Origin of the sequence: Microbacterium testaceum (assembly GCF_003075375.1) — a bacterium.
Taxonomy (GTDB): Bacteria; Actinomycetota; Actinomycetes; order Actinomycetales; family Microbacteriaceae; genus Microbacterium; species Microbacterium testaceum_E.
In genome coordinates, this window is record NZ_QDFT01000004.1 from 59,126 (window position 1) to 84,155 (window position 25,030).

Annotated in this window: 23 protein-coding genes; 9 read left to right on the forward strand and 14 right to left on the reverse strand. The window is 72.0% G+C overall.

Going from position 1 to position 25,030, the window contains the following annotated elements; translation table 11 throughout:
* Positions 1 to 43: 43 nt before the first annotated feature.
* Complete coding sequence (locus tag DC432_RS02580; protein ID WP_116536558.1) at positions 44 to 3,451, reverse strand: pyruvate carboxylase; 3,408 nt, start codon at positions 3,449 to 3,451, stop codon at positions 44 to 46.
* Between the two features lie 68 nt (positions 3,452 to 3,519).
* Between DC432_RS02580 and DC432_RS02585 the strand changes: the two genes are divergently transcribed.
* Positions 3,520 to 4,332 (forward strand): ParA family protein, encoded by an 813-nt coding sequence (locus DC432_RS02585; RefSeq protein ID WP_108320518.1) that lies wholly within the window; start codon positions 3,520 to 3,522, stop codon positions 4,330 to 4,332.
* A gap of 218 nt (positions 4,333 to 4,550) precedes the next feature.
* On the opposite strand, the gene DC432_RS02590 is transcribed toward DC432_RS02585, so the two are convergent.
* The 3 genes from DC432_RS02590 to DC432_RS02600 form a co-directional block, all read right to left on the reverse strand.
* The gene (locus DC432_RS02590; protein WP_108320519.1) at positions 4,551 to 5,096 is read right to left on the reverse strand and encodes a MerR family transcriptional regulator; all 546 of its coding nucleotides are present in this window, start codon (positions 5,094 to 5,096) and stop codon (positions 4,551 to 4,553) included.
* Positions 5,097 to 5,191: 95 nt separating this feature from the next.
* Positions 5,192 to 5,878 carry a transcriptional regulator FtsR gene (gene ftsR / locus DC432_RS02595; RefSeq protein WP_116536559.1) on the reverse strand — a complete coding sequence of 229 codons (687 nt, stop codon included), beginning with the start codon at positions 5,876 to 5,878 and terminating at the stop codon, positions 5,192 to 5,194.
* Positions 5,878 to 6,363 carry an FHA domain-containing protein gene (locus DC432_RS02600; protein WP_108320521.1) on the reverse strand — a complete coding sequence of 162 codons (486 nt, stop codon included), beginning with the start codon at positions 6,361 to 6,363 and terminating at the stop codon, positions 5,878 to 5,880. Before DC432_RS02600 ends, ftsR begins: the two co-directional genes overlap by 1 nt.
* Before the next feature lie 267 nt (positions 6,364 to 6,630).
* On the opposite strand from DC432_RS02600, the gene DC432_RS02605 reads away from it, so the two are divergent.
* Both DC432_RS02605 and lpdA read left to right on the forward strand, forming a co-directional pair.
* Positions 6,631 to 7,275: a copper resistance CopC family protein gene (locus tag DC432_RS02605; protein ID WP_116536560.1), complete on the forward strand. Its 645-nt coding sequence runs from the start codon at positions 6,631 to 6,633 to the stop codon at positions 7,273 to 7,275.
* 9 nt (positions 7,276 to 7,284) lie between these two features.
* The gene (gene lpdA / locus DC432_RS02610) at positions 7,285 to 8,682 is read left to right on the forward strand and encodes a dihydrolipoyl dehydrogenase (RefSeq protein ID WP_116536561.1); all 1,398 of its coding nucleotides are present in this window, start codon (positions 7,285 to 7,287) and stop codon (positions 8,680 to 8,682) included.
* Positions 8,683 to 9,135: 453 nt separating this feature from the next.
* Here lpdA and DC432_RS02615 read toward each other — a convergent pair whose 3' ends face one another.
* Both DC432_RS02615 and DC432_RS02620 read right to left on the reverse strand, forming a co-directional pair.
* A complete protein-coding gene (locus tag DC432_RS02615; protein ID WP_116536562.1) occupies positions 9,136 to 9,780 on the reverse strand; it encodes a CYTH domain-containing protein in 645 nt (214 codons plus the stop codon).
* On the reverse strand, positions 9,777 to 10,004 hold the full coding sequence (locus DC432_RS02620) for a response regulator (protein WP_116536563.1): 228 nt from the start codon (positions 10,002 to 10,004) through the stop codon (positions 9,777 to 9,779). Before DC432_RS02620 ends, DC432_RS02615 begins: the two co-directional genes overlap by 4 nt.
* Before the next feature lie 68 nt (positions 10,005 to 10,072).
* Between DC432_RS02620 and DC432_RS02625 the strand changes: the two genes are divergently transcribed.
* Positions 10,073 to 10,828: a glutamine amidotransferase gene (locus tag DC432_RS02625; RefSeq protein WP_116536564.1), complete on the forward strand. Its 756-nt coding sequence runs from the start codon at positions 10,073 to 10,075 to the stop codon at positions 10,826 to 10,828.
* Here DC432_RS02625 and DC432_RS02630 read toward each other — a convergent pair.
* The 6 genes from DC432_RS02630 to DC432_RS02655 all read right to left on the reverse strand — a co-directional run bounded on the left by DC432_RS02630 (position 10,816) and on the right by DC432_RS02655 (position 14,536).
* Positions 10,816 to 11,568, reverse strand: coding sequence for an NAD(P)H-hydrate epimerase (locus DC432_RS02630; RefSeq protein ID WP_116536565.1), 753 nt, complete (start codon positions 11,566 to 11,568; stop codon positions 10,816 to 10,818). The two genes, DC432_RS02625 and DC432_RS02630, sit on opposite strands and share 13 nt — an antisense overlap.
* Positions 11,561 to 12,595 carry a YhjD/YihY/BrkB family envelope integrity protein gene (locus DC432_RS02635; protein WP_116536566.1) on the reverse strand — a complete coding sequence of 345 codons (1,035 nt, stop codon included), beginning with the start codon at positions 12,593 to 12,595 and terminating at the stop codon, positions 11,561 to 11,563. Before DC432_RS02635 ends, DC432_RS02630 begins: the two co-directional genes overlap by 8 nt.
* 95 nt (positions 12,596 to 12,690) lie before the next feature.
* Complete coding sequence (locus DC432_RS02640; protein ID WP_116536567.1) at positions 12,691 to 13,143, reverse strand: prepilin peptidase; 453 nt, start codon at positions 13,141 to 13,143, stop codon at positions 12,691 to 12,693.
* A gap of 5 nt (positions 13,144 to 13,148) precedes the next feature.
* Complete coding sequence (locus DC432_RS02645; protein WP_108320195.1) at positions 13,149 to 13,445, reverse strand: DUF1905 domain-containing protein; 297 nt, start codon at positions 13,443 to 13,445, stop codon at positions 13,149 to 13,151.
* A gap of 45 nt (positions 13,446 to 13,490) precedes the next feature.
* On the reverse strand, positions 13,491 to 13,973 hold the full coding sequence (locus DC432_RS02650; protein ID WP_116536568.1) for a DUF2809 domain-containing protein: 483 nt from the start codon (positions 13,971 to 13,973) through the stop codon (positions 13,491 to 13,493).
* The gene (locus tag DC432_RS02655) at positions 13,970 to 14,536 is read right to left on the reverse strand and encodes a mismatch-specific DNA-glycosylase (RefSeq protein ID WP_116536569.1); all 567 of its coding nucleotides are present in this window, start codon (positions 14,534 to 14,536) and stop codon (positions 13,970 to 13,972) included. The genes DC432_RS02650 and DC432_RS02655 overlap by 4 nt, the downstream gene beginning before the upstream one ends.
* A 56-nt stretch (positions 14,537 to 14,592) precedes the next feature.
* Between DC432_RS02655 and DC432_RS02660 the strand changes: the two genes are divergently transcribed.
* Positions 14,593 to 15,390 carry an alpha/beta fold hydrolase gene (locus DC432_RS02660; RefSeq protein ID WP_116536570.1) on the forward strand — a complete coding sequence of 266 codons (798 nt, stop codon included), beginning with the start codon at positions 14,593 to 14,595 and terminating at the stop codon, positions 15,388 to 15,390.
* Between the two features lie 22 nt (positions 15,391 to 15,412).
* Here DC432_RS02660 and DC432_RS02665 read toward each other — a convergent pair whose 3' ends face one another.
* Both DC432_RS02665 and DC432_RS02670 read right to left on the reverse strand, forming a co-directional pair.
* Positions 15,413 to 17,440: a glycosyltransferase family 39 protein gene (locus DC432_RS02665; RefSeq protein WP_243392990.1), complete on the reverse strand. Its 2,028-nt coding sequence runs from the start codon at positions 17,438 to 17,440 to the stop codon at positions 15,413 to 15,415.
* A gap of 98 nt (positions 17,441 to 17,538) precedes the next feature.
* Positions 17,539 to 19,233, reverse strand: coding sequence for a cellulase family glycosylhydrolase (locus DC432_RS02670; RefSeq protein WP_207770731.1), 1,695 nt, complete (start codon positions 19,231 to 19,233; stop codon positions 17,539 to 17,541).
* 145 nt (positions 19,234 to 19,378) lie between these two features.
* Here DC432_RS02670 and DC432_RS02675 point away from each other — a divergent pair, with 145 nt between their 5' ends.
* The 4 genes from DC432_RS02675 to DC432_RS02690 all read left to right on the forward strand — a co-directional run bounded on the left by DC432_RS02675 (position 19,379) and on the right by DC432_RS02690 (position 24,986).
* On the forward strand, positions 19,379 to 19,849 hold the full coding sequence (locus tag DC432_RS02675) for an Lrp/AsnC family transcriptional regulator (protein ID WP_116536571.1): 471 nt from the start codon (positions 19,379 to 19,381) through the stop codon (positions 19,847 to 19,849).
* A complete protein-coding gene (locus DC432_RS02680; protein ID WP_116536572.1) occupies positions 19,846 to 21,252 on the forward strand; it encodes an aspartate aminotransferase family protein in 1,407 nt (468 codons plus the stop codon). The genes DC432_RS02675 and DC432_RS02680 overlap by 4 nt, the downstream gene beginning before the upstream one ends.
* A gap of 8 nt (positions 21,253 to 21,260) precedes the next feature.
* Positions 21,261 to 22,844 (forward strand): APC family permease, encoded by a 1,584-nt coding sequence (locus tag DC432_RS02685; RefSeq protein WP_279304071.1) that lies wholly within the window; start codon positions 21,261 to 21,263, stop codon positions 22,842 to 22,844.
* A gap of 174 nt (positions 22,845 to 23,018) precedes the next feature.
* On the forward strand, positions 23,019 to 24,986 hold the full coding sequence (locus DC432_RS02690) for a glycosyltransferase family 39 protein (protein WP_116536573.1): 1,968 nt from the start codon (positions 23,019 to 23,021) through the stop codon (positions 24,984 to 24,986).
* The last annotated feature ends 44 nt before the right edge of the window (positions 24,987 to 25,030 follow it).

The following is a 25,030-nucleotide window of genomic DNA, read 5'->3' on the forward strand; positions in this document are numbered from 1 at the left end:
AGTCTCCAAACGGGAAGAGGGCGCGAAAGCGCCCCCTCCCAGGCTACTGCGCGGGGCGGATCACCAGCAAAAGGTCGCCGGCCTCCACCTGCTGCGTGGGACCGATCGCGACACGCTCGACCACCCCGTCGACCGGCGTGGTGATGGCGGCCTCCATCTTCATCGCCTCGATCGACGCGACGGCCTGGCCCGCGCCGACGCGGTCGCCGGCGGCGATCTTGAGGGTGACCACGCCCGAGAACGGGGCGGCGACCTGACCCGGTCGAGAGGTGTCGGCCTTCTCGGCCTGGCGAGCCTCGACGTCGATCGAACGGTCGCGCACGAAGACCGGTCGCAGCTGGCCGTTCAGGGTCGTCATGACCGTGCGCATGCCCTTGTCGTCCGCGTCGCCGACGGCCTCGAGCCCCACGAACAGCTGCACGCCCCGCTCGATCTCGACCGTGTGCTCGCCTCCGGGCCGCAGGCCGTAGAGGTAATCGGCCGTGTCGAGCACGCTGAGGTCGCCGAAGGCGGCGCGCGTCTCGAGGAAGATGCGCGTGGGCCCGGGGAACAGCAGGGCGTTCAGACGCGCGCGGCGCTCGCTCGACTCCCCCGCGAGCGCGGCGGCGTCGTCGTCGGTGAGCGGGGTCGTCCCGGTCTTGGCATCCCGACCGGACAGGACCTTCGAGCGGAACGGCTCGGGCCAGCCCCCGGGCAGGTCGCCGAGCTCGCCCGCCATGAACGACACGACCGAGTCGGGAACGTCGTACTTCTCGGGGTTGCGCTCGAAGTCGGCGGGGTCGGCCTTGACGGCGGCCAGGTGCAGCGCCAGATCGCCCACGACCTTCGACGAGGGCGTGACCTTGGGCACGCGTCCCAGGATGCGGTCGGCCGCGGCGTACATGTCCTCGATGAGCTCGAAATCGTCGGCGAGCCCCAGGGCGATCGCCTGCTGACGCAGGTTCGACAGCTGGCCGCCGGGGATCTCGTGACGGTACACGCGCCCGGTCGGACCGGCGAGGCCCGACTCGAAGGGGCGGTACAGATGACGCACCGCCTCCCAGTACGGCTCGAGGTCGCTCACGGCGGCCAGGTCGATCCCCGTGTCGCGTTCGGTGTGGGCGAGGGCGGCCACGAGGGCCGAGAGCGAGGGCTGGCTCGTGGTGCCGGCCATCGGCGCCGAGGCCGCGTCGACGGCATCCGCCCCGGCCGCCGAGGCGGCCAGGAGCGTGGCGAGTTGCCCTCCGGCGGTGTCGTGCGTGTGCACGTGGACCGGCAGGTCGAAGCGCTCGCGCAGCGCCGACACCAGGCGCGCCGCCGCCGCCGGACGCAGCAGACCCGCCATGTCCTTCACGGCCAGGATGTGCGCGCCCGCCTCGACGATCTGCTCCGCCAGGCGCAGGTAGTAGTCGAGGGTGTAGAGGTTCTCGGCGGGGTCGAGCAGGTCGCCCGTGTAGCAGACCGCCACTTCGGCGACCGCGGTGCCCGTCGCCCGCACCGCGTCGATCGCGGGCCGCATCTGCGACACGTCGTTGAGCGCATCGAAGATGCGGAAGATGTCGACACCGGATGCCGCGGCCTCGGCCACGAACGCATCGGTCACCTGCGTGGGGTACGGGGTGTAGCCGACCGTGTTGCGGCCGCGCAGCAGCATCTGGATCGCCACGTTCGGCAGGGCCTGGCGCAGCGCGTCGAGGCGCTCCCAGGGGTCTTCGCCGAGGAAGCGCAGAGCGACGTCGTAGGTCGCCCCGCCCCACGCCTCGACCGACAGCAGTCCGGGCGTCATCCGCGCGACGTACGGCGCGACCCGCGCCAGGTCGCGCGTGCGCACGCGCGTCGCCAGGAGCGACTGGTGGGCGTCGCGGAACGTGGTCTCGGTGACGGCGAGAGCCGTCTGCTCGCGCAGGGCGCGGGCGAAGCCGTCAGGCCCGAGCTGCTGCAGCCGCTGACGCGAGCCGTCGGGGGCGGGCTCGGCGAGGTCGACGCGCGGGAGCTTGGCGGCCGGGTCGATCGACAGCGGGTTCTCGCCGTTCGGCCGGTTGACAGTCGTGTCGACCAGCCAGGACAGGATCTTGGTGCCGCGGTCCTTGGACTCGCGCCCCTTCAGCAGCTCGGGACGCTCGTCGATGAACGAGGTGCTGAGATCGCCGGCGACGAACGCGGGGTCGTCGAGCACCGCCTGAAGGAACGGGATGTTGGTCGAGACACCGCGGATGCGGAACTCGGCCAGGGCGCGCCGGGCGCGGGCGACCGCCGCCGGGAAGTCGCGACCGCGGCACGACAGCTTCGACAGCATCGAGTCGAAGTGCGGGCTCACCTGCGACCCCGCGGCGGTCGTCCCGCCGTCGAGGCGGATGCCGGCACCGCCGGGCGAACGGTAGGTGGTGATCTTGCCGGTGTCGGGGCGGAAGCCCTGCGTGGGGTCCTCGGTCGTGATGCGGCACTGCAGGGCGGCTCCGCGCAGGCGGATGTCGTCCTGGCGCAGATCGAGGTCGGCGAGGGTCTGTCCCGCGGCGATGCGCATCTGCGACTGCACGAGGTCGACGTCGGTGACCTCCTCGGTCACGGTGTGCTCGACCTGGATGCGGGGGTTCATCTCGATGAAGACGACCTCACCCGTCCGCGGCCCCGCCGTCTCGAGCAGGAATTCCACGGTCCCGGCGTTCTGGTAGCCGATCGACCGGGCGAAGGCGACCGCGTGACGGTGGAGGTCCTGACGCACGGCGTCGTCCAGGTTCGGGGCGGGCGCGATCTCGATGACCTTCTGGTGGCGGCGCTGGACCGAGCAGTCGCGCTCGAACAGGTGCACGGTCTCGCCCGTGGCATCCGCGAGGATCTGCACCTCGACGTGGCGCGGGCGCTGCACGGCCTGCTCGAGGAACATGCGGGGGTCGCCGAAGGCGCTCTGCGCCTCGCGCATGGCCTCGGCCAGAGCCGGGGCCAGCTCGCCGATGGTCTCGACGCGGCGCATCCCGCGCCCGCCGCCACCGGCGACCGCCTTGGCGAAGAGGGGGAAGCCGATGTCGTCGGCCTGCGCCAGCAGCGCGTCGATGTCGTCGGAGGCGGGAGTGGAGCGCAGCACCGGGACGCCCGCGGCGACGGCGTGCTCCTTCGCGGTGACCTTGTTGCCCGCCATCGACAGCACCTCGGCGGGCGGGCCGATGAACGTGATGCCGTGAGCGGCGGCCTTGGCGGCGAGCTCCGGATTCTCGGACAGGAATCCGTAGCCGGGGTAGATGGCATCCGCCCCGCACTCGCGCGCGACACGGATGATCTCGTCCACGTCGAGGTAGGCGCGCACGGGGTGCCCGCGCTCGCCGATCTGGTAGGCCTCGTCGGCCTTCAGGCGGTGCAAGGACGCGCGGTCCTCGTACGGGTAGACCGCGACGGTGCGCGCTCCGACCTCGTAAGCGGCGCGGAACGCCCGGATGGCGATCTCCCCGCGATTGGCGACCAGGATCTTCGAGAACATGCGCACCTCACGTCAAGCTGGCGGAGCTGAATGTGCTCACAGCCTAGGGGACGGTAACGTGGACTCTCGTGCACGTACTCTCCGTCAGCTCTCTCAAAGGCGGGGTCGGCAAGACGACCGTGACACTCGGGCTGGCTTCGGCCGCCTTCGCACGTGGCGTTCGCACTCTCGTCGTCGACCTCGACCCCCAGTCCGACGTGTCGACCGGGATGGACATCCAGGTCGCCGGTCGCCTCAACATCGCCGATGTCCTGGCGAACCCGAAAGAGAAGGTCGTGCGCCAGGCGATCACCTCGAGCGGGTGGGCCAAGGTGCACCCCGGCACCATCGACGTGCTCATCGGCAGCCCGTCGGCCATCAATTTCGACGGCCCGCACCCGAGCGTGCGCGACGTCTGGAAGCTCGAAGAGGCCCTCGCCACGATCGAGAGCGAGTACGACCTCGTGCTCATCGACTGCGCCCCCTCACTCAATGCGCTCACGCGCACCGCGTGGGCCGCGAGCGACCGCGTGGTCGTGGTGACCGAGCCGGGTCTGTTCTCGGTCGCCGCCGCCGACCGCGCACTGCGCGCGATCGAAGAGATCCGCCGCGGCCTGTCGCCGCGTCTGCAGCCCCTCGGCGTCGTGGTCAACCGCGTGCGCCCGCAGTCGATCGAGCACCAGTTCCGCATCAAAGAACTGCGCGACATGTTCGGCCCGCTCGTGCTCAACCCCCAGCTGCCCGAGCGCACCTCGCTGCAGCAGGCGCAGGGTGCCGCCAAGCCGCTGCACGTGTGGCCGGGCGATTCGGCGCAGGAGCTCGCCGCCGACTTCGACGCCCTGCTCGACCGCATCGTGCGCACGGGTCGGATCCCGGTTGCGTCCGAGGCCCCGCAGGCCTGACCCCGCCTTCGCGAGAACGCCGTCCCGCTGCGCTGCAGCCGGGGCGGCGTTTCTTCTCCCTGGTGACCCGGTCGAGGACCTGAGCCCGTCGAGGGGTCCGGGCACACGGAACGTGGATGCTGTGGCATCCGGGATCCGAGAGCGTCAGGCTGTGCGGCCGCCGGGCACGCGAAACGTGGATGCCGTGGCATCCGGGATCCGAGAGCGTCGGGGGCGCGTCAGGCGGTGCGGGCCGCGCGGCGGGCGGCGAGCTCGTCGACCGCCTCGGGGGTGGCCTTCTCGAAGTCCACCAGCGTCGACTCGACCTCGCGCAGCACCTTGCCGACCGCGATGCCGAAGACGCCCTGACCGCGGCTGACGAGGTCGATGACCTCGTCGTTCGAGGTGCAGAGATAGACCGAGGCGCCGTCGCTCATGAGCGTCGTGCCCGCGAGGTCGCGGATGCCGGCCGCACGCAGCTGGTCGACCGCGGTGCGGATCTGCTGCAGCGAGATGCCGGTGTCGAGGAGGCGCTTGACGAGCTTGAGCACCAGGATGTCGCGGAAGCCGTAGAGACGCTGCGAACCGGAGCCGCTCGCGCCGCGCACGGTGGGGACCACGAGCTCGGTGCGGGCCCAGTAGTCGAGCTGACGGTAGGTGATCCCGGCGGCGCGGGCGGCGACCGCTCCGCGGTATCCGGTGTCGTCGTCCATCTCGGGCAGACCGTCGGTGAAGAGGAGGTCGGTGGCGAACCGGGGTTCGCCGACTGCGTCGCCAGCGTTCATGCTCGCGCCCTCCTCTTCTGCTCGTTTCTTCCACGCTAGATCAGCGAGGCTCCCCCGGCAATGACATCCGCTCCGAGGGCCGCGGCGTGTCGCGATCAGGACAGCAATCGCTCCAGGGCGTCGCGCACGAACATCGCGCGGACCTCGTCGAGACGCGTCGCCAGCTCGGGCGCGAGCTCGCTCGCCTTGGCGCGCGAGGGCGCATCGGGACGACGCAGCAGAGCCGACAGCGCCGACTCCACGAGGGACACCTCGCGCTCGGCGCTCTGACGCAGCGAGCGGACGTGCCGGGGCTCGATCCCGTACCGATCGAGCGCGACCAGGGCGCGCAGCAGCGTGACCGTCTGCTCGGAGTAGCTGTCGGCCGCGGCGATCACGCCCGTGCTGACCGCGTCGTTGAGCAGCTGCGGACCGGCACCGGCCGCGGCCAGGAGCTCTTCGCGGCGGTAACGGCGCGGAGCCGTGGTCATCGAGGGGATCGCGGTGGGCGGCGCGGGATTGCGGCCGGCGTCGAGATCCTCGAGGTACTCGCGGATCACGACGAGCGGCAGGTAGTGATCGCGCTGGAGGGTGAGCGCCAGTCGCAGCCTCTCGAGGTCGGCGCCCGAGAACTTGCGGTAACCGGACTCGGTGCGGGTGGGCGTGACGATGCCCTGCACCTCGAGGAAGCGCAGCTTGCTGGACGTCAGCGCCGGGAAGTCGGGGGTCAGGCGCGCGAGCACCTGGCCGATGCTGAGCAGCCCCGCAGCCGCCTGACGACCACGGGAGGGGGCTGCCGCCATCAGTGCTCTGCCGCGGGCAGGTCGACGGGCGAACCGAAGAAGTTCAGCCGGAACTTGCCGATGCGCACCTCGGAGCCGTTGACCAGGGCCGAGCGGTCGACACGCTCACCGTTGACGTAGCTGCCGTTGAGCGAGCGCTGGTCGACGATCTCGAACGCGCTGCCGTTGCGGATGATCTCGGCGTGACGACGCGAGACCGTGACGTCGTCGAAGAAGAGGTCGGCTTCGGGATGCCGGCCCACGGTCGTGACGTCGGTGTCGAGCAGGTAGCGCGCACCGGTCGTGGGGCCCGAGCGCACGATCAGCAGAGCCGCACCCGAGGGCAGCGCATCGATGGCCTCGAGCTCGGCCTCGGTGAGGTCGGCTCCGAAGGGGACGAACGACAGGTCGGCGTCGTGGGTCTGGGTCGTGTCGTGCGCGCGATCGGCGGCGGCGTCGGCCGCGCGTCGGATCTCGTCGCGATCGAATCGGCTGGTCTCGTCCACGGCTACTCCCTCTCTTTCACCATAACCGATCGCTTCTGCGCGGAAGGAGCGACCGAGCGGACGCGGGCCATGGTGAGGCGTGATGTCTCGGCTTCGTCGACGACGCCGCGGAGATGGGGGTGCGGAATCGGTCGACGAGACACTCGAACCTATCGACCCGGGGTCGCCCCTGTCGAGTCCGGCCACCCCCGCGTGCACCCGCCGGGCGCGGCGGATCACCCGCGACGCTCCCAGGACGATGTCGGACGCCCTCGTTAGGCTCGCCGGGTGACCTCTTCCTCCGCTCTCCGCCGACGCTCCCTTCCCGCCGTCGTGGCCGCCCTGCTGCTTGCCCTGGCCGCCGTGCTCCTCCCGGCTCTGCCGGCGTCCGCGCACGACGAGCTGGTCTCGAGCGACCCGGGTGCCGACGCCGTCCTCGATGCGCTCCCGTCCCAGCTGACGCTGTCTTTCAGCGCCGACGTCCTGACCGACGCGGGGGCCACGGTGATCGAGGTGACGGATGCCGCCGGCACACGCCTCGACGACGGTGCGCCGCAGGTCGCGGGCACCGAGGTCACCCAGGCGCTGACCGGCGAGGCGTCGGGGGCGGTGACGGTGCTGTGGCGCGTGGTCTCGAGCGACGGCCACCCGATCGACGGCGACTTCTCGTTCTCGGTGCCCGTGGCGGCATCCACCCCCACCCCGACCCCCCAGGCGACCACCGCGGTTCCGACGCCCTCGGCCGAGGCCTCTCGCGCACCCGTCGAGACCGCAGCGGCGACCGCGGCCCCCGCCGAGACGGCCTCCCCGGCCTCTCCCCTGCCGTGGATCCTGCTCGCCGTCGCCCTGGTCGTCGTGGCCGGCGTCCTGGTGTACGTCTTCGCCGCTCGCGGGCGGGGGAACACCGCCGACCGCGGGACCTCCGGGCGATAGGCTGGAGCCATGCCTCATTACGATCTGGTCATTCTTGGTGCGGGTCCCGGCGGGTACGTCGCCGCCGTCCGCGGCGCACAGCTCGGACTGTCGGTCGCGATCGTCGAAGAGAAGTACTGGGGCGGTGTGTGCCTGAACGTGGGCTGCATCCCCTCCAAGGCCCTCCTGCGCAACGCCGACCTCGCGCACACGTTCCACGCGAAGGCCGACCTGTTCGGCATCTCCGGTGACGTCACCTTCGACTTCGGCAAGGCGTTCGACCGCTCCCGCACGGTCGCCGCCGGCCACGTCAAGGGCATCCACTACCTGATGAAGAAGAACAAGGTCACCGAGTACGAAGGCCGCGGTCACTTCACCGACGACCACACCCTGGATGTGACCTTGACCGACGGCTCGAAGGAGCAGGTCACCTTCGACAACGTCATCATCGCCACCGGTTCCACCGTGCGTCTGCTGCCGGGGGTCACCCTCAGCGAGAACGTCGTCACCTACGAGGAGCAGATCCTCACCCGTGAGCTGCCGGAGTCGATCGTCATCGTCGGCGCCGGCGCCATCGGCATGGAATTCGCCTACGTCATGACCAACTACGGCGTGAAGGTCACCATCATCGAGTTCCTCGACCGGGCCCTGCCCAACGAAGACGCCGAGGTGTCCAAAGAGATCCAGAAGCAGTACAAGGGCTACGGCGTCGACATCCTCACCTCCACCAAGGTCGACTCCGTCACCGACCACGGCGACAAGGTCACCGTCGCCTACACCGCCAAAGACGGCTCGACCGGCTCCATCGACGCCGACCGCGTGCTGATGTCCATCGGCTTCGCCCCCAAGGTCGACGGTTTCGGTCTCGACAACACGGGCGTGAAGCTCACCGAGCGCGGCGCGATCGACATCGACGACCACATGCGCACCAACGTGCCCCACATCTACGCCATCGGCGACGTCACCGCCAAGCTGCAGCTCGCGCACGTCGCCGAAGCGCAGGGCGTCGTCGCCGCCGAGACCATCGCAAACGCCGAGACCCAGACCCTCGGCGACTACCGCAACATGCCCCGCGCCACCTTCTGCAACCCGCAGGTCGCCTCGTTCGGCCTCACCGAGCAGCAGGCCCGCGACGCCGGACACGACATCAAGGTCGCCAAGTTCCCCTTCTCGGCCAACGGCAAGGCGAACGGCCTGGGCGAGCCCGTCGGCTTCGTCAAGCTCGTCGCCGACGCCGACACCCTCGAGCTCATCGGCGGCCACCTCATCGGCCCCGACGTGTCCGAACTGCTGCCCGAACTCACCCTCGCGCAGAAGTGGGACCTCACGGCCCTCGAGGCGGCTCGCAACGTGCACACCCACCCGACGCTGTCGGAGGGTCTGCAAGAGGCGTTCCACGGCCTGACGGGTCACATGATCAACCTCTGATCGCACCGACCATCACGAAGGCCCGCCCGGCTCGCCGGGCGGGCCTTCGCGCGTCTCGGGCGCGGCGCGGGCGCGGGCGCGGGCTCGGCTCGGGCTCGGGCCCGGGCTCGGGCTCGGGCTCGGGGTCGCGAAACAGCATCCCGCTGACAACTCGGCGACATCCTGCAACCGACTCGTCAGCGGAACGCAGTCTCGCGCGCAGCCACGCGAAGCCGGACCGCGCGCGGGTTCGCCGGGCGCGGCCCAGTCCGCGAGCAGCCCGCGAGCGGCCCACGGCCGGGCCGCATCGCGCGCAGCGTCGCGAAACAGCATGCCGCTGACAACTCGGCGACATCCTGCAACCGACTCGTCAGCGGAACGCAGTCTCGCGCTCAGCCGCGCCGAGCGAACGGCGCACGGGCGCGGCGGCGGCGCGGCGCCGGCGCGGCGCGACCGGGCGGGCGGCCGGCCGGGTCAGTGGCCGAGGGCGCGCGCCAGTTTCGAGCCGGATGCCGCGGGCCTGCCGCCGGCGGCGAAGACGGCCTGATCGACGGCGGCGAAGAACGCGGCGCGCTCGGCGTCGTCGGCGGGGGCGGCGGGACCGAGCTCGACCTCCCACTCGCGCCAGGCCGATTCGGCGTCGCGGCGTTCGTCGCGGGCACGGACCCGGTCGTCGACGAACTCGGCGACCTCACGGCCCTCGGCGTCGAGCAGGGCGTACGCCGTGCGGGCGTTGCGCACCCGCGCGAGGGGCAGGAAGGGCGGCTGCGCGAGGGAGGACACGGCATCCTGGACCGCCTCGGGAACCACCGGGTCGGCGTCGTCGTCGGTCACGTCGCCCAACGGCCACTGCGTCTCGCGGCGACCGCCACCCTCGAGGGGGCCTTTGACATGCCAGCCCTCGTCGGGGCCGCCACGGCGGCGTCGCACCGCCACGCCCGCCCGCGCCAACGCGGTGTCGGGGGTGTCGACGTACCGGGCGTCGAGATCGCGCGGCTCAGCGTCGCCGACGCGCACCACACCGGGCAGCGTCGACCAGTCCGGAAGGGGCGTGTCGGCGTCGACGTCGTACTTCTTCTCGACCTCGACGCTCGACCCGCCCGCGGGGGCTGCGCTCAATCGTCGCGCCCGTAGCCGTCGGGGTTGATGTCCTCGGTCTCTTCGGCATACACGAAGACGCTCTGGGTGGGGCCGTCGGCATCCCCGGTGTTCGTCGCCTCGCCCTGGCGGCGGTAGATCAGCTGGCCCTCGCTGTAGGGCATGATCAGCGTGTCGTCGGAGTCGTTCTCGAGGGGGATGACCTGCCCGTCGAGCGGGCCTCCGGTCAGTCGTGCGATAGCCATGTCGCCAGCGTAGACCGCGGGCGCCCCCGCGCCCGGCGCCTTGACACCGCTGACCTAGAATCGCTCGGGTGACTGCGACGGAACTGCCCGGCGACCGCCCCTTCGTCCTGCTGGCCACGCGGGCCGAGGACCTGCCGGCCGACGAGGAGTACGCGCTGTTCCTGCGGTACACCGGGCTTTCCCCCGAGCGGCTCCTGCGCGTGCGCCTCGAGCGGGACCCGATGCCGCCGCTCGACCTCGACGAGGTGTCGGGCATCCTCGTCGGCGGGAGCCCCTTCAACGCGTCGGACCCCCTCGAGAAGAAGTCGGCGGTGCAGCGACGGGTCGAGGCCGAGATGGCCGAGCTCGTCGCCGAGGTCGTCGCCCGCGACACGCCGTTCCTGGGCGCCTGCTACGGCGTCGGCACCCTCGGCACGCACCTCGGCGCCCCGATCGACGCGACCTTCGCCGAGCCCATCAGCGTCGTCGACATCAGCCTGACGGCCGCGGGCCGCGCCGATGCGCTGACGACCGGCCTGCCCGAGGGCTTCACCGCCTTCGTCGGCCACAAAGAAGCGATCAGCGCTCTTCCTCCCCAGGCGGAGCTGCTGGCGTCCTCTCCCACCTGCCCCGTGCAGATGTTCCGGCTCGGACGGAACGTGTACGCCACCCAGTTCCACCCCGAGCTCGACCTGGACGGCATCGTCACGCGCATCCACGCCTACGCGTCGTACGGGTACTTCGGTCCCGACGAGCTCGACCTCACCCTCGCGGCGGTACGGCGGGCGCCGGTCACGGCTCCGTCGCGACTGCTGCGCACGTTCGTCGAGCGCTACGCGCGCTGAGCCACCGCGTCCGAGGAACCCGGCGTCGACACGCGCACGAGATCGAGCGGCGCGGTCAGGGCGGGCCGCGCGAGGCGGAGCGCGGCATCCAGACCCAGGTCGACCAGGTGCACGCGACCGGCCAGGTCGGGCCCGCGACCGCGCACGAGACCGGCCTTGAGCGCACCGAAGGTGACGGTGACGTCGGCGGGGAGGACGGCGGCATCCGCGGATCCGTCGTCGGGGTCCAGGCCGCTCGGCAGATCGACCGCCACGACCCGCGGCCGCGTCGGAAGCGACAGGACGCGCTCGACAAGCGCCCGGGCGCTGCCGCGCAGTCGCCGGTCGGCGAGGCGACCGATGCCCAGGATGCCGTCGATCACGACCGTGTAGTCGGCGAGATCGGCGCACGCCTCGGAGGTCGACCGCACGCGGGCCCCGGCAGCGGTGGCCGCCTCGAGGGCGGCGCGGTGCACCCGGTCGCGGACGAGGACCACGTCGACCCGGTCGGCCGCGCCGCACAGCTCGGCCGCCGCGTACAGGGCGTCGCCGCCGTTGTCCCCCGCGCCGGCGATGACGAGGATCGCCCCCGGGCGGGCTCGCAGCTCGGCGGCGACGACGTCGGCGAGAGCCGAGGCGGCCCACCGCATCAGCGGGAGTCCGGCGGCGAGCGAGGGCTTCTCGGCGGCGCGGACCGCGTCGGCCTCGTACGCGGGGACGCGAGGCGCGCTCTCGCGGGCTCCGGACGCGGACTCAGGCATCGGCGGCGGCCTTCTGCGCCGCGGCCGCGAGGGTCTCGCGTTCCTTCTTCTCGGCCGTGCGGGCGGCATCCAATTCTCCGGTCGCCGCCCGTACCGCCTTCTCGGCGCGGGCGACGCGGAACTGGATCAGGGTGGAGGCGCCGTATTTCGCCTTGACGCGGTCGTGGTCCTCTTCGGTGGCGACCGTGATCCAGGCGCCGGAGAGCAGGATGACCTGGCTCGACAGGTTGAGCCACAGCAGCAGCGCGATGAGCGAGGCGAAGGTCGTCAGCAGCGGGTTGTTGCCCGCACCGCCCACGAAGAGGCCCGACAGCTGCTGCAGCACGACCAGACCGACGCCACCGAGAAGGGCACCGCGGATGAGCGTGCTCCGGCGAGCCTTCACCCCCGACAGGGCGGCGAAGGCGACGGCGACGGCCGCCGTGTCGAGCAGCAGGACGACGGCTGTGGAGATCAGCCAGGTGAGGACGGCGCTGACCCAGGAGTCGGCCGGGATCCCGAGCAGTTCGCGGACGAAGGTCAGTCCCGCCGTGGCGAGGAAGGTCACGACCGCGGCGCCGACGAGGGCGACACCGATGCCGACGGCGACAGCGAGGTTGCGCAGGATCACCAGGACCGGGAGGGTGTCGTCGGTGGTGACCCCGGCGATCTGACGCAGGGCCGTGCGCAGGGTGCCGATCGCGCCGATGGCCGCACCGACAAGACCGAGGGCACCGATGACGCCCGCGACGGTGAATTCGCGGGGGGCGTCGAGCCTGCTGACGTCGAGCAGGTTGTCGGGGCCGACCAGCCCGGGCACGACGTTGTTGACCGACCGCTCGAGCGCGGCGAGGGCGTCGGGGTTGCCCGAGAGCCAGATCGCCGCGAACGAGAAACCGATGAGGACGGCGGCGAAGAGGCTGAACAGCGTGCGGTAGGTGACGCTGTCGGCCAACGCGGGACCGCGGGCGCCCGAGTAGACGAGGAAGGCGCGCACGATGCGGAGCGACAGGGCCCACGCGGTGACGCGACGGATGAGGTCGGCCATTGGCTCAGGCTATCCGCCAGGTGACCCGGCGCCGTGCGGGCTTGACCGGCGCGTCGGCGCAGGGCACCGGGCGCCCGTCGCACCGCCGCGCGCGGTCACCCGTGCAGGATCCGCCACCACGCCCCGCCGAGCAGATACGGCCCGTACGCCAGTTCCGCCCGCCGCATCCCCGCGAGCCGGACGCCCGCGGCCGCGCACCCGCCCAGGACGCCGGCCATGGCGAGGGCGGATGCCACGGCCTCGGCGCCGAACCAGCCGAGGTGGGCGCCCACCAGGGCGGCGAGTTTGACGTCTCCCCCACCGAGGGCCGACGGGCGCGCCAGGTGCACGGCCGCGCACAGCGCGAAGGCCAGGAGGGCTCCCCCGACGACGCCGTGAGCACGCGCCGGCTCGTCGCGCGCGGCGGCGGCGAGCGCCAGCAGCGCCAGCGAGAGCGCCAGGGCGGGGAGCACCACGGCATCCGGCAGGCGGTGCCGCCGGACGTCGATGACGGCGAGAGCGACTCCGGCCACGGCCAGGACGCCCCAGGCGGCGAGCAGGGCGGGCATCGCGCTCAGGCGTCGATCACGAAGAGGTCGACCTCGACGACACCGTCGGGGGCGATGCGCTGTGCGTCGCGGACGGCCCTCTTCAGCGGCAGCACGTAGACCCCGCCCGCCTGCGGGAAGATCGACGTCCGCCAGGTCGACGACCCGATGGTCGCCTCGACCCGCACCCCGCCGAAGCCCCGGCGGTACGTCTGCGTCTCGCGGATGTCGTCGCTGAGCGCGGGCGGGAGCGCGACGAAGTACCAGTCGCTGTCGGAACGCGCCTCCCAGCGGAAGACCTCGCCCTCGAACCGTATGCGCATCGCCCGCTCCCCTCGTCGGCTGGACCGGTCACGATACCCGGGACATCACGCGGGGCCCTCGCCCTCCCCCGCCGACCGGCTCGGTTCCGGGGTCGGGAGGAGGGGTGCGGCCCCGCGGCGGGTGCGTCGGGCCGCCCCCGCGCCCACGTCGATGGAAGAAGCCACGACCGCCGTGGCGACGTACACGACGAGGTCGCGCGGGTCGAACCCGGTGCCGAGGACGAGGGCGATCGGGGGGAAGGCCTCCGCGAGCGCGATCGGGATGCCGGTGGCCTGGAAGAGCTCGACGGCGACGCTCCACCCGCCGGCGATCAGCCCGACGACCGCGGGCCGCAGACGCGGCAGGAGCAGCACCGTTCCGGCGTACACCGCGACGGTGTACAGCGCGTCGCCGGCCACGTCGCCGAGCAGCTCGGGGACGACGTCGGCGCGCGTGGCGAGCCCCGCCGCGATCGTCGCCGCCAGGGCGATCGACGCGGCGATCCGTCGGGTGGGCATCGGCACGGCGCCCCGATCGCGCCCGCTCACCCGATCACCCCCGCCGCGCGGGCGGGCCCGGCGTACGCACGGGCGAGGGACTCCACCGTGTCGTGGGCGTTGAGCCCGCTCGGGTTCGGCAGCACCCAGGTCGCAACCCCCGCGATGTCGTCGTCCTGACGTCCCGCCACCGCCCGAGGTCGCCCGAAGCCCTGCCGGTACGCCGTCAGCCCGACCACGGCCACGGCCCGCGGTCGCCACGCGCCCACGCGGTCTGCCAGGGCGGTCGCCCCGGTGCGCAGTTCGTCGCGGGACAGTTCGTCGGCCCGGACGGTCGCGCGCGCGACGAGGTTGTCCACGCCCACCCCGGCGTCGAAGATCATCCGCCGGTCGTCGGCGCTCAGCGGTTCGGCGTACCGCGGCAGGCGGGGCAGGATCCCCGCCGTCACCAGCGCCGGCCAGAACCGGTTGCCGGGGCGGGCGAAGGGCGTGCCGGTCGCCGCTGTCCACAGGCCGGGATTGATCCCGACGAACAGCAGCCGCACCCCGGGCTCGACGAGCGGGGGGATGGTGGCATCCCGGAACGATTCCAGCTCGGCGCGCGTGAACCCCATACGACCACTATGACCACTACGGGCGCGCCACTCGGCGTTCTGCCAGGATCGGGGGAATGGATGCCGTCCCCGCCCTCACCGAGATGCCCCCCGCGCAGTCCGTCCTCGTCGGCGACAACGTGCGCCTGGCCACGTACTCGTGGGGCGACATCGACGCCGACCCCGTGCTGTGCGTGCACGGCTTCGGATCGAGCACCCGCGACAACTGGGTCAACACCGGCTGGGTGCGGGATCTGCTGCGGGCGGGCTTCCGCGTGATCGCGGTCGACCAGCGCGGTCACGGCGAGAGCGAGAAGCCCCACGATGCGGCGGCGTACACGATGCCGACGCTCGTGTCCGACCTCGTCGCGGTTCTCGACACCTACCTCGTCGACCAGGTGCACTACCTGGGCTACTCCCTCGGCGGTCGCGTGGGCTGGCAGCTCGCGGTCGACGCCCCCGAGCACGTCGAGCGGGCGGTGCTCGGCGGCATCCCGGACGGACGACCGCTGGCGCGCCTGCGCGTCGACCAGGCGCGTGCCTTCCTCGACCACGGCACGCCCGTCGAGGACGCGACGACCCAGCGGTACGTCTCGCTCGCCGAGCGCGTGCCGGGCAACGACCTGCGCGCGCTCGTGGCGATCGCCGAGGGCATGCGCCTCGGCGAGACCGACCCCGATCCGAGCGCTCCTCCGCAGCAACCGGTGCTCATCGCGACGGGCACGGACGACCCCATCCACGATCAGTCCGCGCATCTCGCGGGGCTGCTGCCGCGCGGCGAGTTCGCCGACATCCCGAAGCGGCACCACGTGAACGCGCCGGGCTCGCGGGCGTTCCGCGAGACGGGCCTGGAGTTCCTGAACCGGACCCTGTAGCGCTGAACCACGCGTCCGTCCGTCACCCGCACGCGTACACGGTGGACGGCGCGCTCGCGTCGACGGCGCAGTGCTGCCCCACCCACGTGCGGATCTGCGCCGAGGCCGAGCTGTCGTCGCCGCTCGACAGGCCACCGCCACGGCTGCCGTTCCACTGCCCGGCGGGTTCGATCACGTACCGCACCTGGCCCTGCTGGACGAGCGCGACGAACTCGTCGAGGGTGGGGACGGCATCCGTTCCGTTGAAACCGCCGATGGGCAGGAACGACCCCCCGTCCGAGGCGAGGATCAGCTGCGCCGCAGACTGGGCTCCGAAGGTCGCGGCGAGATAGGTCGATCCGGCGGCGTTCTGCTGCAGCCAGGCGATCAGCTGCGTGTCGGCCGTCGTGGCGCCGCCGGACGCGCCGCCCCCGGGACGCCCGCCGTCACCGCCGGGTGCCGCGCCCGCCTGCGCTCCCCCGCCGGCGGCCCCGCCCCGCGCGAAGCCCTGCGGCGCACCGCCGGGTGCCGCACCGCCGGGTGCCGCACCGCCGGGTGCCGCACCGCCGGGTGCCGCACCGCCGGGAACCGCCCCGGCGGCGCGTCCGTCGCGGCCGGAGCCCGGCATCCCCGCCCCTCCCCCGAACCCGCCGCCGCCGGTCATCTCGGACACACCACCCGCGACGGGGTTGATCGAGCTCGGGTGGGCGATCGTGATCGCCGACCAGGCCGTCGGGGTCAGCAGCAGGCCGACCAGCATCACCGCGGTCGACACGGCGCGAGGGGCGCGCCTGCTCGACAGCAGCGCGATCGCGACCGCGGCCGCCACCGCCTGCGCGATCGAGACCGGCACGCTGTATCCGCCCGAGGCGAGACCGATGCCCAACGCGGTCGCGCCCGCGGTACCGACGATCGCGATCTGCGGCCACGTCCGATCGGCCCGGTGCGCCGCCGCGAGCGCCGTCGCGATCGCGAGGCCGAGGGGCACCGCGAGCGCCGCGGTGTAGAACTGGTGCATTCCCGCCACGGCCGAGAACATCGCCGCGAAGGTCGCCGTCCACACGGTCAGCAGCACGGTCAGCGGGCGCGGGAAGCGCAGCACCCACAGGATCACGAGGGCGACGACCGCGGCGGGAACGAGCCACGCGATCTGCCCCGCGAGCTGAGCGTTGAACAGGCGCAGCACGCCCGGCTCGCCCGAGAAGGGCGGGGTGAACGACTCGTACGCGCTGCTGTCGGCCGTCGCCGCGAACCGCCCCAGGCCGTTGTAGCCGAACACCATCTCCCACGGGTCGTTCGACAGGGTGCTGCCGATGTAGGGCCGGGCGCCCGCCGGGATCGCGGCGACGATCGCCACCCACCACAGCGACGACACGAGGCTGACCGCCCCCGCGAGGGCGAGGTGGGCGATCCGGCGCGCCCACGACTGCCGTGTGAACAGGTACGCCGCGGCGAGGGCGGGCCAGACGGCCCACGCCTCGAGCATGTAGAACTGGAACGACAGCCCCACCAGCGCCCCTGCCGCGATGAGCCAGCCGAGACGGCGCTGCTGAACCGCCCGCACCGCGGCCCACGCGGTGAGGGCCAGCCCCAGCACGAAGAACGTCTCGGGCTGATTCGATCGGGCGACGGCGACGAGGATCGGCGTGGTCGCCACGACCGCTCCGGCGATCAGGCCCGCCCGCACCCCGGCGAGGCGGCGAGCGGTGACCGCGGTGATCAGCGCCGCCGCCACCGCCGCGAGCGCGTTGGGGAGGATGACGGCCCACGCCGAGTATCCGAAGACGCGCACGATGAGCGCGGGGATCCAGAACGAGCCGGGGATCTTGTCGAGGGTCACGGTGCCGGCGGGGTCGACGGCGCCGAAGAAGAAGTTCGACCACGAGCGGCTCATCGACAGGGCGATCGAGGCGTAGTACTCGCTCGGAGCGCCCGCCCACACCTGCCACCCGGTCAGGACGAGGGCGACGATCCCGATCGCGGCGAAACCGAGCGGCCACCCCCGGGGTCGGCGGACGGCGGAAAGACGGGCGGGGGTGGCCGACGGGGCGGCGGAGACGAGGGCGGTCACCCGCGCATCGTAGGCAGCGCATGCCTCGTCGCAGCCCAGAGACGCTTATGCGTGGGCGATGGATGCCGGCACCCGCGGGCACCGCGCGCCCTCGGGGCTCAGGATGCCGAGAGGGTCAGCGTCGGGGACTGCGGCGCGCGGGTGGCGGCGGCCTGGAAGCCGACGCGCACGTTCTGGCCGGGGGTCAGGGTCTGCGCCCACTCCCGTCCGGTACAGGTCACGCGTGTGCCGGTGATCGCGCACCCGATCCCCCACGCGTTGGTGATCGCGGTGGTGCCGGGGGCATCGAACGAGACCGACCACTGCTTCACCGGCCCCGTGGCCGTCACCGACAGTTCGACCACGTATCCCTCGCCCCAGGCGTTCTGCGGGATCCACTCCGCGGTGATGCCCGCGTTCGCGCTCGGTGACGGGGTCGGGGTGGCGGATGCCGTGGGCTTCGGCGTCGCGGTCGGGGTCGGAGTGGCCGTGGGCTTGGGCGTCGCGGTCGGGGTGGCCGTGGGCTTCGGCGTCGCCGTGGCGGTCGCGGTGGGCTTCGGCGTCGCGGTGGGGGTCGCGGTGGGCTTGGGCGTCGCGGTCGGCTTCGGCGTCGCGGTCGGCGTCGCCGTGGGCTGGGGGGTGGCCGTGGCCGTCGGGGTGAGGATCGGCTTGAGCGCGGCGAGCTTGGCCGTCTGCGGCGTGCGCCAGTCGTCGGCGACGAGTCCGCCCGTGTCGCCGCTGTTGGGGTTGAACGACCAGTAGGCGTACGAGATCTTCGTCTTCGCCAGGTACGCGACGAGGGTGTTCAGCCAGGCCTTGTCGCTGTCTGTCTCGAGCTTCGTGCCGAACTCGCCGAGCAGCACGGGCGCGATGTTCTTGCGCACGAGGTAACCCCAGTTGGCATCCCACACCGCCTCGAGATTGGCGGGATACCCGGATGCCGAGAACCAGGGCTGTGCGTACACGCTGGCCGGGTAGTCGTGCGGCGAGTAGACGACGCGGTTCTTCACCGACAGCGTCACGGGCGCCGCCCCGGCGTCCTTGAGGCCTCCGCCCCACCAGGTGTTCGAGCCGTCCTGCTGACGCTCGACGCCCTCGACGATGATGAGCAGCTTCGCGTTGACCGACAGCACCGCGTTGCCCGCGCGCGTGGCCGCGGCCCGCCAGTCGCGGGCGGCGTCGCCGCAGTTCCAGCAGGCGGGTCCGTGCGGCTCGTTGTGCAGGTCGACGCCGATCACGGCGGACTCGTTCTTGTACCGGGTCGCGAGCATCTTCCAGTCGTCGATCCAGCGCTGCTCGCTGTATTGCGCGGTGTACCAGAGCTCGCTCTGCGCGGCGGAGTCGGGACGGTGACGGTCCAGGATGACCGACAGACCGTACGCCTTGGCGCGCGCGATGACGGTGTCCATGAGCTTCAGCGGCGTGAGCGAGACGAGCGTCGGGTTGGCCGAGGCGTTGATCGAGTTGGACGACGACGCTGCGAGGCACTCGTTCGAGAACGGCAGGCGGATGGTGTTGAACCCCATGCCGGCGATCTGCGCGAGGCCGTCGTCGAGGGGGATCGTCCACAGACCGTGCGGCGCGCAGTTCGACGTCTCCATTCCGAACCAGGACACGGCCTTGATCGTGTACGGGGTCCCGGCCGAGGTGACGATGGTGGAGCCGTTCGTCGACAACCACCCGGGCAGCGCCGCCGCCGAGGCCGCGGGGGCCGCGAGGGCGCCCGCCGCGACGAGCGCTGCTCCGGCGGCGATCGCCGCCGCGCGGCGGATCGACGAACGCATGGTCGACCAGCGGTCGCGCTTCTCGGACATGGGCACCCCCGCGTTGATCGTATCGGCGGTCGCGAGAATCTCATGGGGAATTCTCAAGGGAGGCGGTTTCCGTTTTGTTTCCGCGTGTGAAATATCGAGATCATCATTGATTTGGCAATTCGACCGCTGATACCGTCGCCCCATCATGAGCCCCGCAGCCGTTCGCGCCCCCGTCATCGACGCCGTGTCGAAAGCGATCGTCGAGCAGCTGCAAGAGGACGGCCGCCGCTCCTACGCCGAGATCGGCAAGGCCGTGGGTCTGAGCGAGACGGCGACCCGACAGCGCGTGCAGAGACTGCAGGACGCCGGCGTGCTGCAGATCGTCGCGGTCACCGATCCCCTGCAACTGGGGTTCGCGCGGCAGGCCATGATCGGCGTCCGCGTCTCGGGAGACACCCGGGTCGCGGCCGCCGCGATGACCGAACTGCCCGGGGTGACCTACGTCGTCTCGACCGCGGGCTCGTTCGATCTGCTGGTCGAGGTCGTCTGCGAGAGCGACGACGACCTGATCGACCTGCTCAACGACCGCATCCGGTCGTTGCCCGACGTCGTCTCGACCGAGACCTTCGTCTATCTCAAGCTGCACCGACAGCTCTACAACTGGGGAACCCGATGACACTCATCGAAACCGACCCGCACACCGACGCGCAGGCCGCGCTGCAGAGCAAGGCCCGCGATCACCTCTGGATGCACTTCTCCCGTCAGTCGACGATGACCGACGGCCCGGGCGTCCCGATCATCGTCAAGGGCGAGGGCCACCACATCTTCGACGCCGCGGGCAAGCGGTACATCGACGGCCTGGCCGGGCTGTTCGTCGTCAACGCCGGTCACGGCCGGCGCCGCATCGCCCAGGCCGCAGCGCGGCAGGCCGAAGAGCTGGCGTTCTTCCCCCTGTGGTCGTACGCCCACCCCGCCGCGATCCAGCTCGCCGAGCGCCTGGCCCACCTCGCGCCGGGCGAGCTCAACCACGTCTTCTTCTCGACGGGCGGCGGCGAGGCGGTCGAGACCGCGTTCAAGCTCGCCAAGCAGTACTGGAAGACGCAGGGCAAGCCCTCGAAGCACAAGGTCATCTCGCGCGCGATCGCCTACCACGGCACCACCCAGGGCGCCCTCGCCATCACGGGCCTGCCCGTCATGAAGCACATGTTCGAGCCCGTCACCCCCGGCGGGTTCCGCGTGCCCAACACGAACTACTACCGCGCCGCCGAGTCCGGCTTCGGCGGCGGCACTCCCGAGGAGTTCGGGCTGTGGGCCGCCGACCGCATCGAGCAGATGATCCAGTTCGAAGGGCCCGAGACGGTCGCGGCGGTCTTCCTCGAGCCCGTCCAGAACGCCGGCGGATGCTTCCCCGCCCCCGCCGGATACTTCCAGCGCGTGCGCGAGATCTGCGACAAGTACGACGTCCTGCTCGTCTCGGACGAAGTCATCTGCGCGTTCGGCCGCCTGGGCCACTACTTCGGCGCCTCGGCCTACGACTATCAGCCCGACATGATCACCTTCGCCAAGGCGGTGACCAGCGGGTACTCGCCGCTGGGCGGCACGATCGTGAGCGACCGGGTGTACGAGCCCTTCGCACACGGCGACGCCACCTTCCCCCACGGGTACACCTTCGGCGGCCACCCGGTGTCGGCGGCCGTGGCGATGGAGAACCTCGACGTCTTCGAAGAGGAGGGGCTGCTCGAGAACGTCCGCACCAACTCCCCCGTGTTCCGCTCGACGCTCGAGCGCCTGCTCGACCTGCCGATCGTCGGCGACGTCCGCGGCGACGGGTACTTCTTCGGCATCGAGCTGGTCAAGGACAAGGCCACGAAAGAGACTTTCGACGACGACGAATCCGAGCGCCTGCTGCGCGGGTTCTTGTCCAAAGCGCTCTTCGACGCGGGGCTGTACTGCCGCGCCGACGACCGGGGCGACCCCGTGATCCAGCTCGCCCCGCCCCTCACGCTCGGCCCCGCCGAGTTCGACGAGATCGAGCAGATCCTGCGCGGCGTGCTGACCGAAGCCTGGACCCGACTCTGATCGAGGGGATGCCGGCGCCGGGCGCGTCGGCATCCGTGCCCCTCTCCACCCCACGGGGGCGCCCGCTCCCCTCCAGACCCCGCTCGATCGAGCGGCGCTCCGATGCTGTACCCGACATCATCCGCACGTCGCGTCCACGCGACCCGCCCCCTCTAGGAGGAGCCACGAACGAGAACACCCGCGCCGCCACCGCCGCGCAGACGAGTTCGGGCGCGAAGCTCGCCCGCACCCTGGGACTCTGGTCGATCGTCGGCCTGGGCCTGGGGTACATGACCCCCACCGTCGTCTTCGACACCTTCGGCCTGGTCGCCGAGAAGACGAACAACGTCGTCCCCGCCGCGTACGCCGTCGCCCTGGTCGTGCTGGTGTTCACCGCGATCAGCTACGGCAAGATGGTCCGCGTCATCCCGAGCGCGGGTTCGGCGTACACCTACGCGCGCGAGTCCATCCACCCCGGCGTCGGCTTCGTCGTCGGCTGGACGGCGCTGATCGACTACATGCTGCTGCCGATGGTCAACGCGCTGATCCTGCGCAGCTACATGGAGGCGCTGTTCCCCGACGTGCCGGGCTGGATCTGGGTGGTCGTCTTCACGGCGGGGGTGACCGGCGTCATCTACCTGACGATGCGCGGCACCTCGAACGTCAACATGATCCTGCTCGTGTTCTCGATCCTCGTCATGACGGTGTTCGTCGTCATGGTCGTCGTGCAGCTGGTCGGCGGCGCGGGAGCGGGGACGGCGGTCTCGCTCGCCCCCTTCGCCCACAGCGAGGTGCAGTTCGGCGCGGTGCTGGCCGGGGCGACGGTCGTGTGCTTCTCGTTCATCGGCTTCGACGCGGTGTCGATGTACTCCGAAGAGGCCAAGACCCCCAAGATCATGCCCCGCGCGATCCTGCTCACCCTGGTGGCGGGAGGCGTCATCTTCCTCGTCGCGGCCTACGTCACGCAGCTGCGCTTCCCCGACTCCACCGCGTTCCCGCAGGAGGCGATCGAAGACAGCACGCTCCCCGAGATCGGCGTCCAGGTCGGCGGCCCCGTCCTGCAGGCCGTCCTGACCGCCGCCGGGTTCGCCGCGACCCTGGCATCGTGGCTCGCCTCGCACGCCTCGGTGTCGCGCATGCTCATGGTGATGGGCCGCAACAACGTGCTGCCGCGGCGGATCTTCGGCTTCATCAACCCGAAGACCCACACCCCGACGTTCTCGATCGTGATCGTGGGGGTGGTGAGCCTGCTGGCGATCGCCTTCACGCTCGAGCAGATCGCGGCGTACATCAACTACGGCGCGCTCGTGGCCTTCACCTTCGTCAACATCTCGGTCATCGCCTGGTTCGCGGTCCGCAAGGGGCTGCGCAAGACCCCCGGCGACATCGCCCGCTACATCGTCATGCCCGCGATCGGCATGGTGCTCACCGGCCTGCTGTGGGTGAACCTCGATATGCACGCGCTGATCGGTGGTCTGATCTGGACCGGCATCGGCGTCGTCTACCTCATCGTGCTGACGCGCGGGTTCCGCCGCCCGATCGCCTCGTTCGACGAGAACGAGCCGGTCACCGGCTTCAACAAGACCGTGCCGGGACCCCGCTCCGAGATCTGATCGACCCCTCACCCGGAATCCGTCGCCCGCGCGTTCGCCGCGGGCGGCGGATTCCGGCGTCTCGGCTCCCCGGGAACGGATGCCGTCACCGCAGCGTTCCGGGCGGCCAGACCCACAGCGGGCTCATACCCGGCTGATACCCGCCGCCGCCCTGACCGCGCCACGCTGTGCAGCGTGGAGAATCCCGTCCCCCTCGCGCGCTGGTGGCGCGAACCGTGGTGGGCGCGTGTCGCGCTCGGTCTGATCGTCGCCGGGTTCGCGCTGCTGACGTGCTGGAACCTGGCGCGGGGCGGGGACTTCTCGTTCTACGAGGCGTCGGCGCGGTCGATGTCGCAGTCGTGGCACGCGCTGCTGTTCGGCGCCTTCGACCCGGCGGCGACGGTGACCCTCGACAAGCTGAGCGGCTTCGCGGTACCGCAGGCGCTCAGCATCCGCCTCTTCGGCATGTCGATCTCGGCGATCGCCCTGCCCCAGGTGATCGAGGGCGTCGTCACGGTGGTGGCGTGCGCGGTCGTGGGTCTGCGCGCGGGCGGCCGCGGGTTCGGCCTGGTCGCGGCGGCCGCGGCGGCATCGACGCCCGTCTTCGTGTCGATGTTCGCCCACCCCATGGAGGACGGACTGCTCACGATGGCGCTCGCGGTCGCCGTCGTCTGGTGGCAGCGCGCGATGCTCACGGCGCGGTCGTGGCCGCTGCTGCTGGCGGCGTTGTTCGTCGGCGTCGGCTTCCAGGCGAAGATGATGGCCGCCTGGTTCGTGCTCCCCGCGCTCGTGGTCGGCACCCTCGTCGCCACGGTCGGGCGGCGCCGGGGCCTGGCGCGCGCCGGCACGGTGACCGGCGCCGCCGTGCTGGCCTCGATCGCCGGCATCGCGGTCATCGCGCTGGTCCCCGCCGGTTCCCGCCCCTGGGTCGACGGATCGACCGACGACGACGTGTTCGCGATGGTGTTCGGCTACAACGGCATCGACCGGTTCGCGCCGGGCGCGTGGCCGGGGAGCGTGGGCTCGTCGACCTCGACCGGCGGGGTCGGCACGACCCTCGCTGCTCTGGCGCACGCGCTGTCGTCGCACGCGGCCGCCTCGGCGGACGCGAGCTCGTCCGCGCTGAAACTGCTGCAGCTGCCCCTCGTAACCCAGATCGGGTGGCTCTACCCGGCCGCCCTCGCGGGGATCGCGCTGGGCGTGTGGGGCTTCCGCCCGCGCCGCGGCCGCCCCGGCTCCCCCGCGCGCCGGCAGCGGTTCGCCCTCACCCTCGCGCTCGCGGTGTGGCTGGTCACGGCGGCCCTCGTGCTGACGCTGACGCGCGTCCCGCACACCGCGTACGTCGCGGCGCTCGGGGTCCCCCTGGCGCTGCTCGCCGCCCAGGCCTGGAGCGAGGGCGCGCGACGACTCGCATCGCCGCGGCTGACTCGTCGTCTCGTGCTCCCGGTCGTCGTCGTGATCCAGGCGGTGTGGTGGGCGGTGCTGATCCCCACCGCGGGTCTGCCGCTGGTGCTGCTCGCCCCGGCCATCGCCGTCGGCGCGGTCGGGCTGGCGCTCGGCATCGTCGTCGCGGTGCGCGGGGGTCGTGCTGGCCGCGCCGCCGCCGCGACCGGCCTCGCGATCGCCCTGCTCTGCCTGCCGGTCGCGACGAGCCTGCAGGTGCTCGACGACGCCCGCGACGGCAGCGGTGGCGACGCGTACGTGGGCGTCACCGCGCGTGGCGGACACCCCGACGAGACCTTCGCCGTCTCGAGCCCGGCGATGTGGGGCGGAACCCCCAAGATGACCCCCGCGGTCGCCCAGCTCGTCGAGGCCGCGCGCGAGAACGGCGGCGGAGCGGACGGCACCCCGCTGTTCACGACCGATTCGTGGGCCCTGTCGGCGCAGGTCATCGACGCGACCGGGGCGAGCGTGCTCACCGACGGCGGCTACAGCGGCCGCGTCCCCGTCTTCACCGCGGACGATCTGCAGCGCTCGCTGCGCACCGGTGGGGCCCACCTGTTCGTCGTCGCCGACGGCGCCCCCGAGGGCGACCCCGTGCGCGAGGTGGCGACGGGACCAGGATGCCGCGAGGTGCGGTCATGGGACTTCGGCGACCCCGGAGAGGGTGGCGAGGTGAACAAGGTCACCGGCGCGACCCTGTACACGTGCAGCGCGGGCTGACGGATCCCGGGATCACCCGCTCGCTCGCGGGCAGCCCGGCCCGT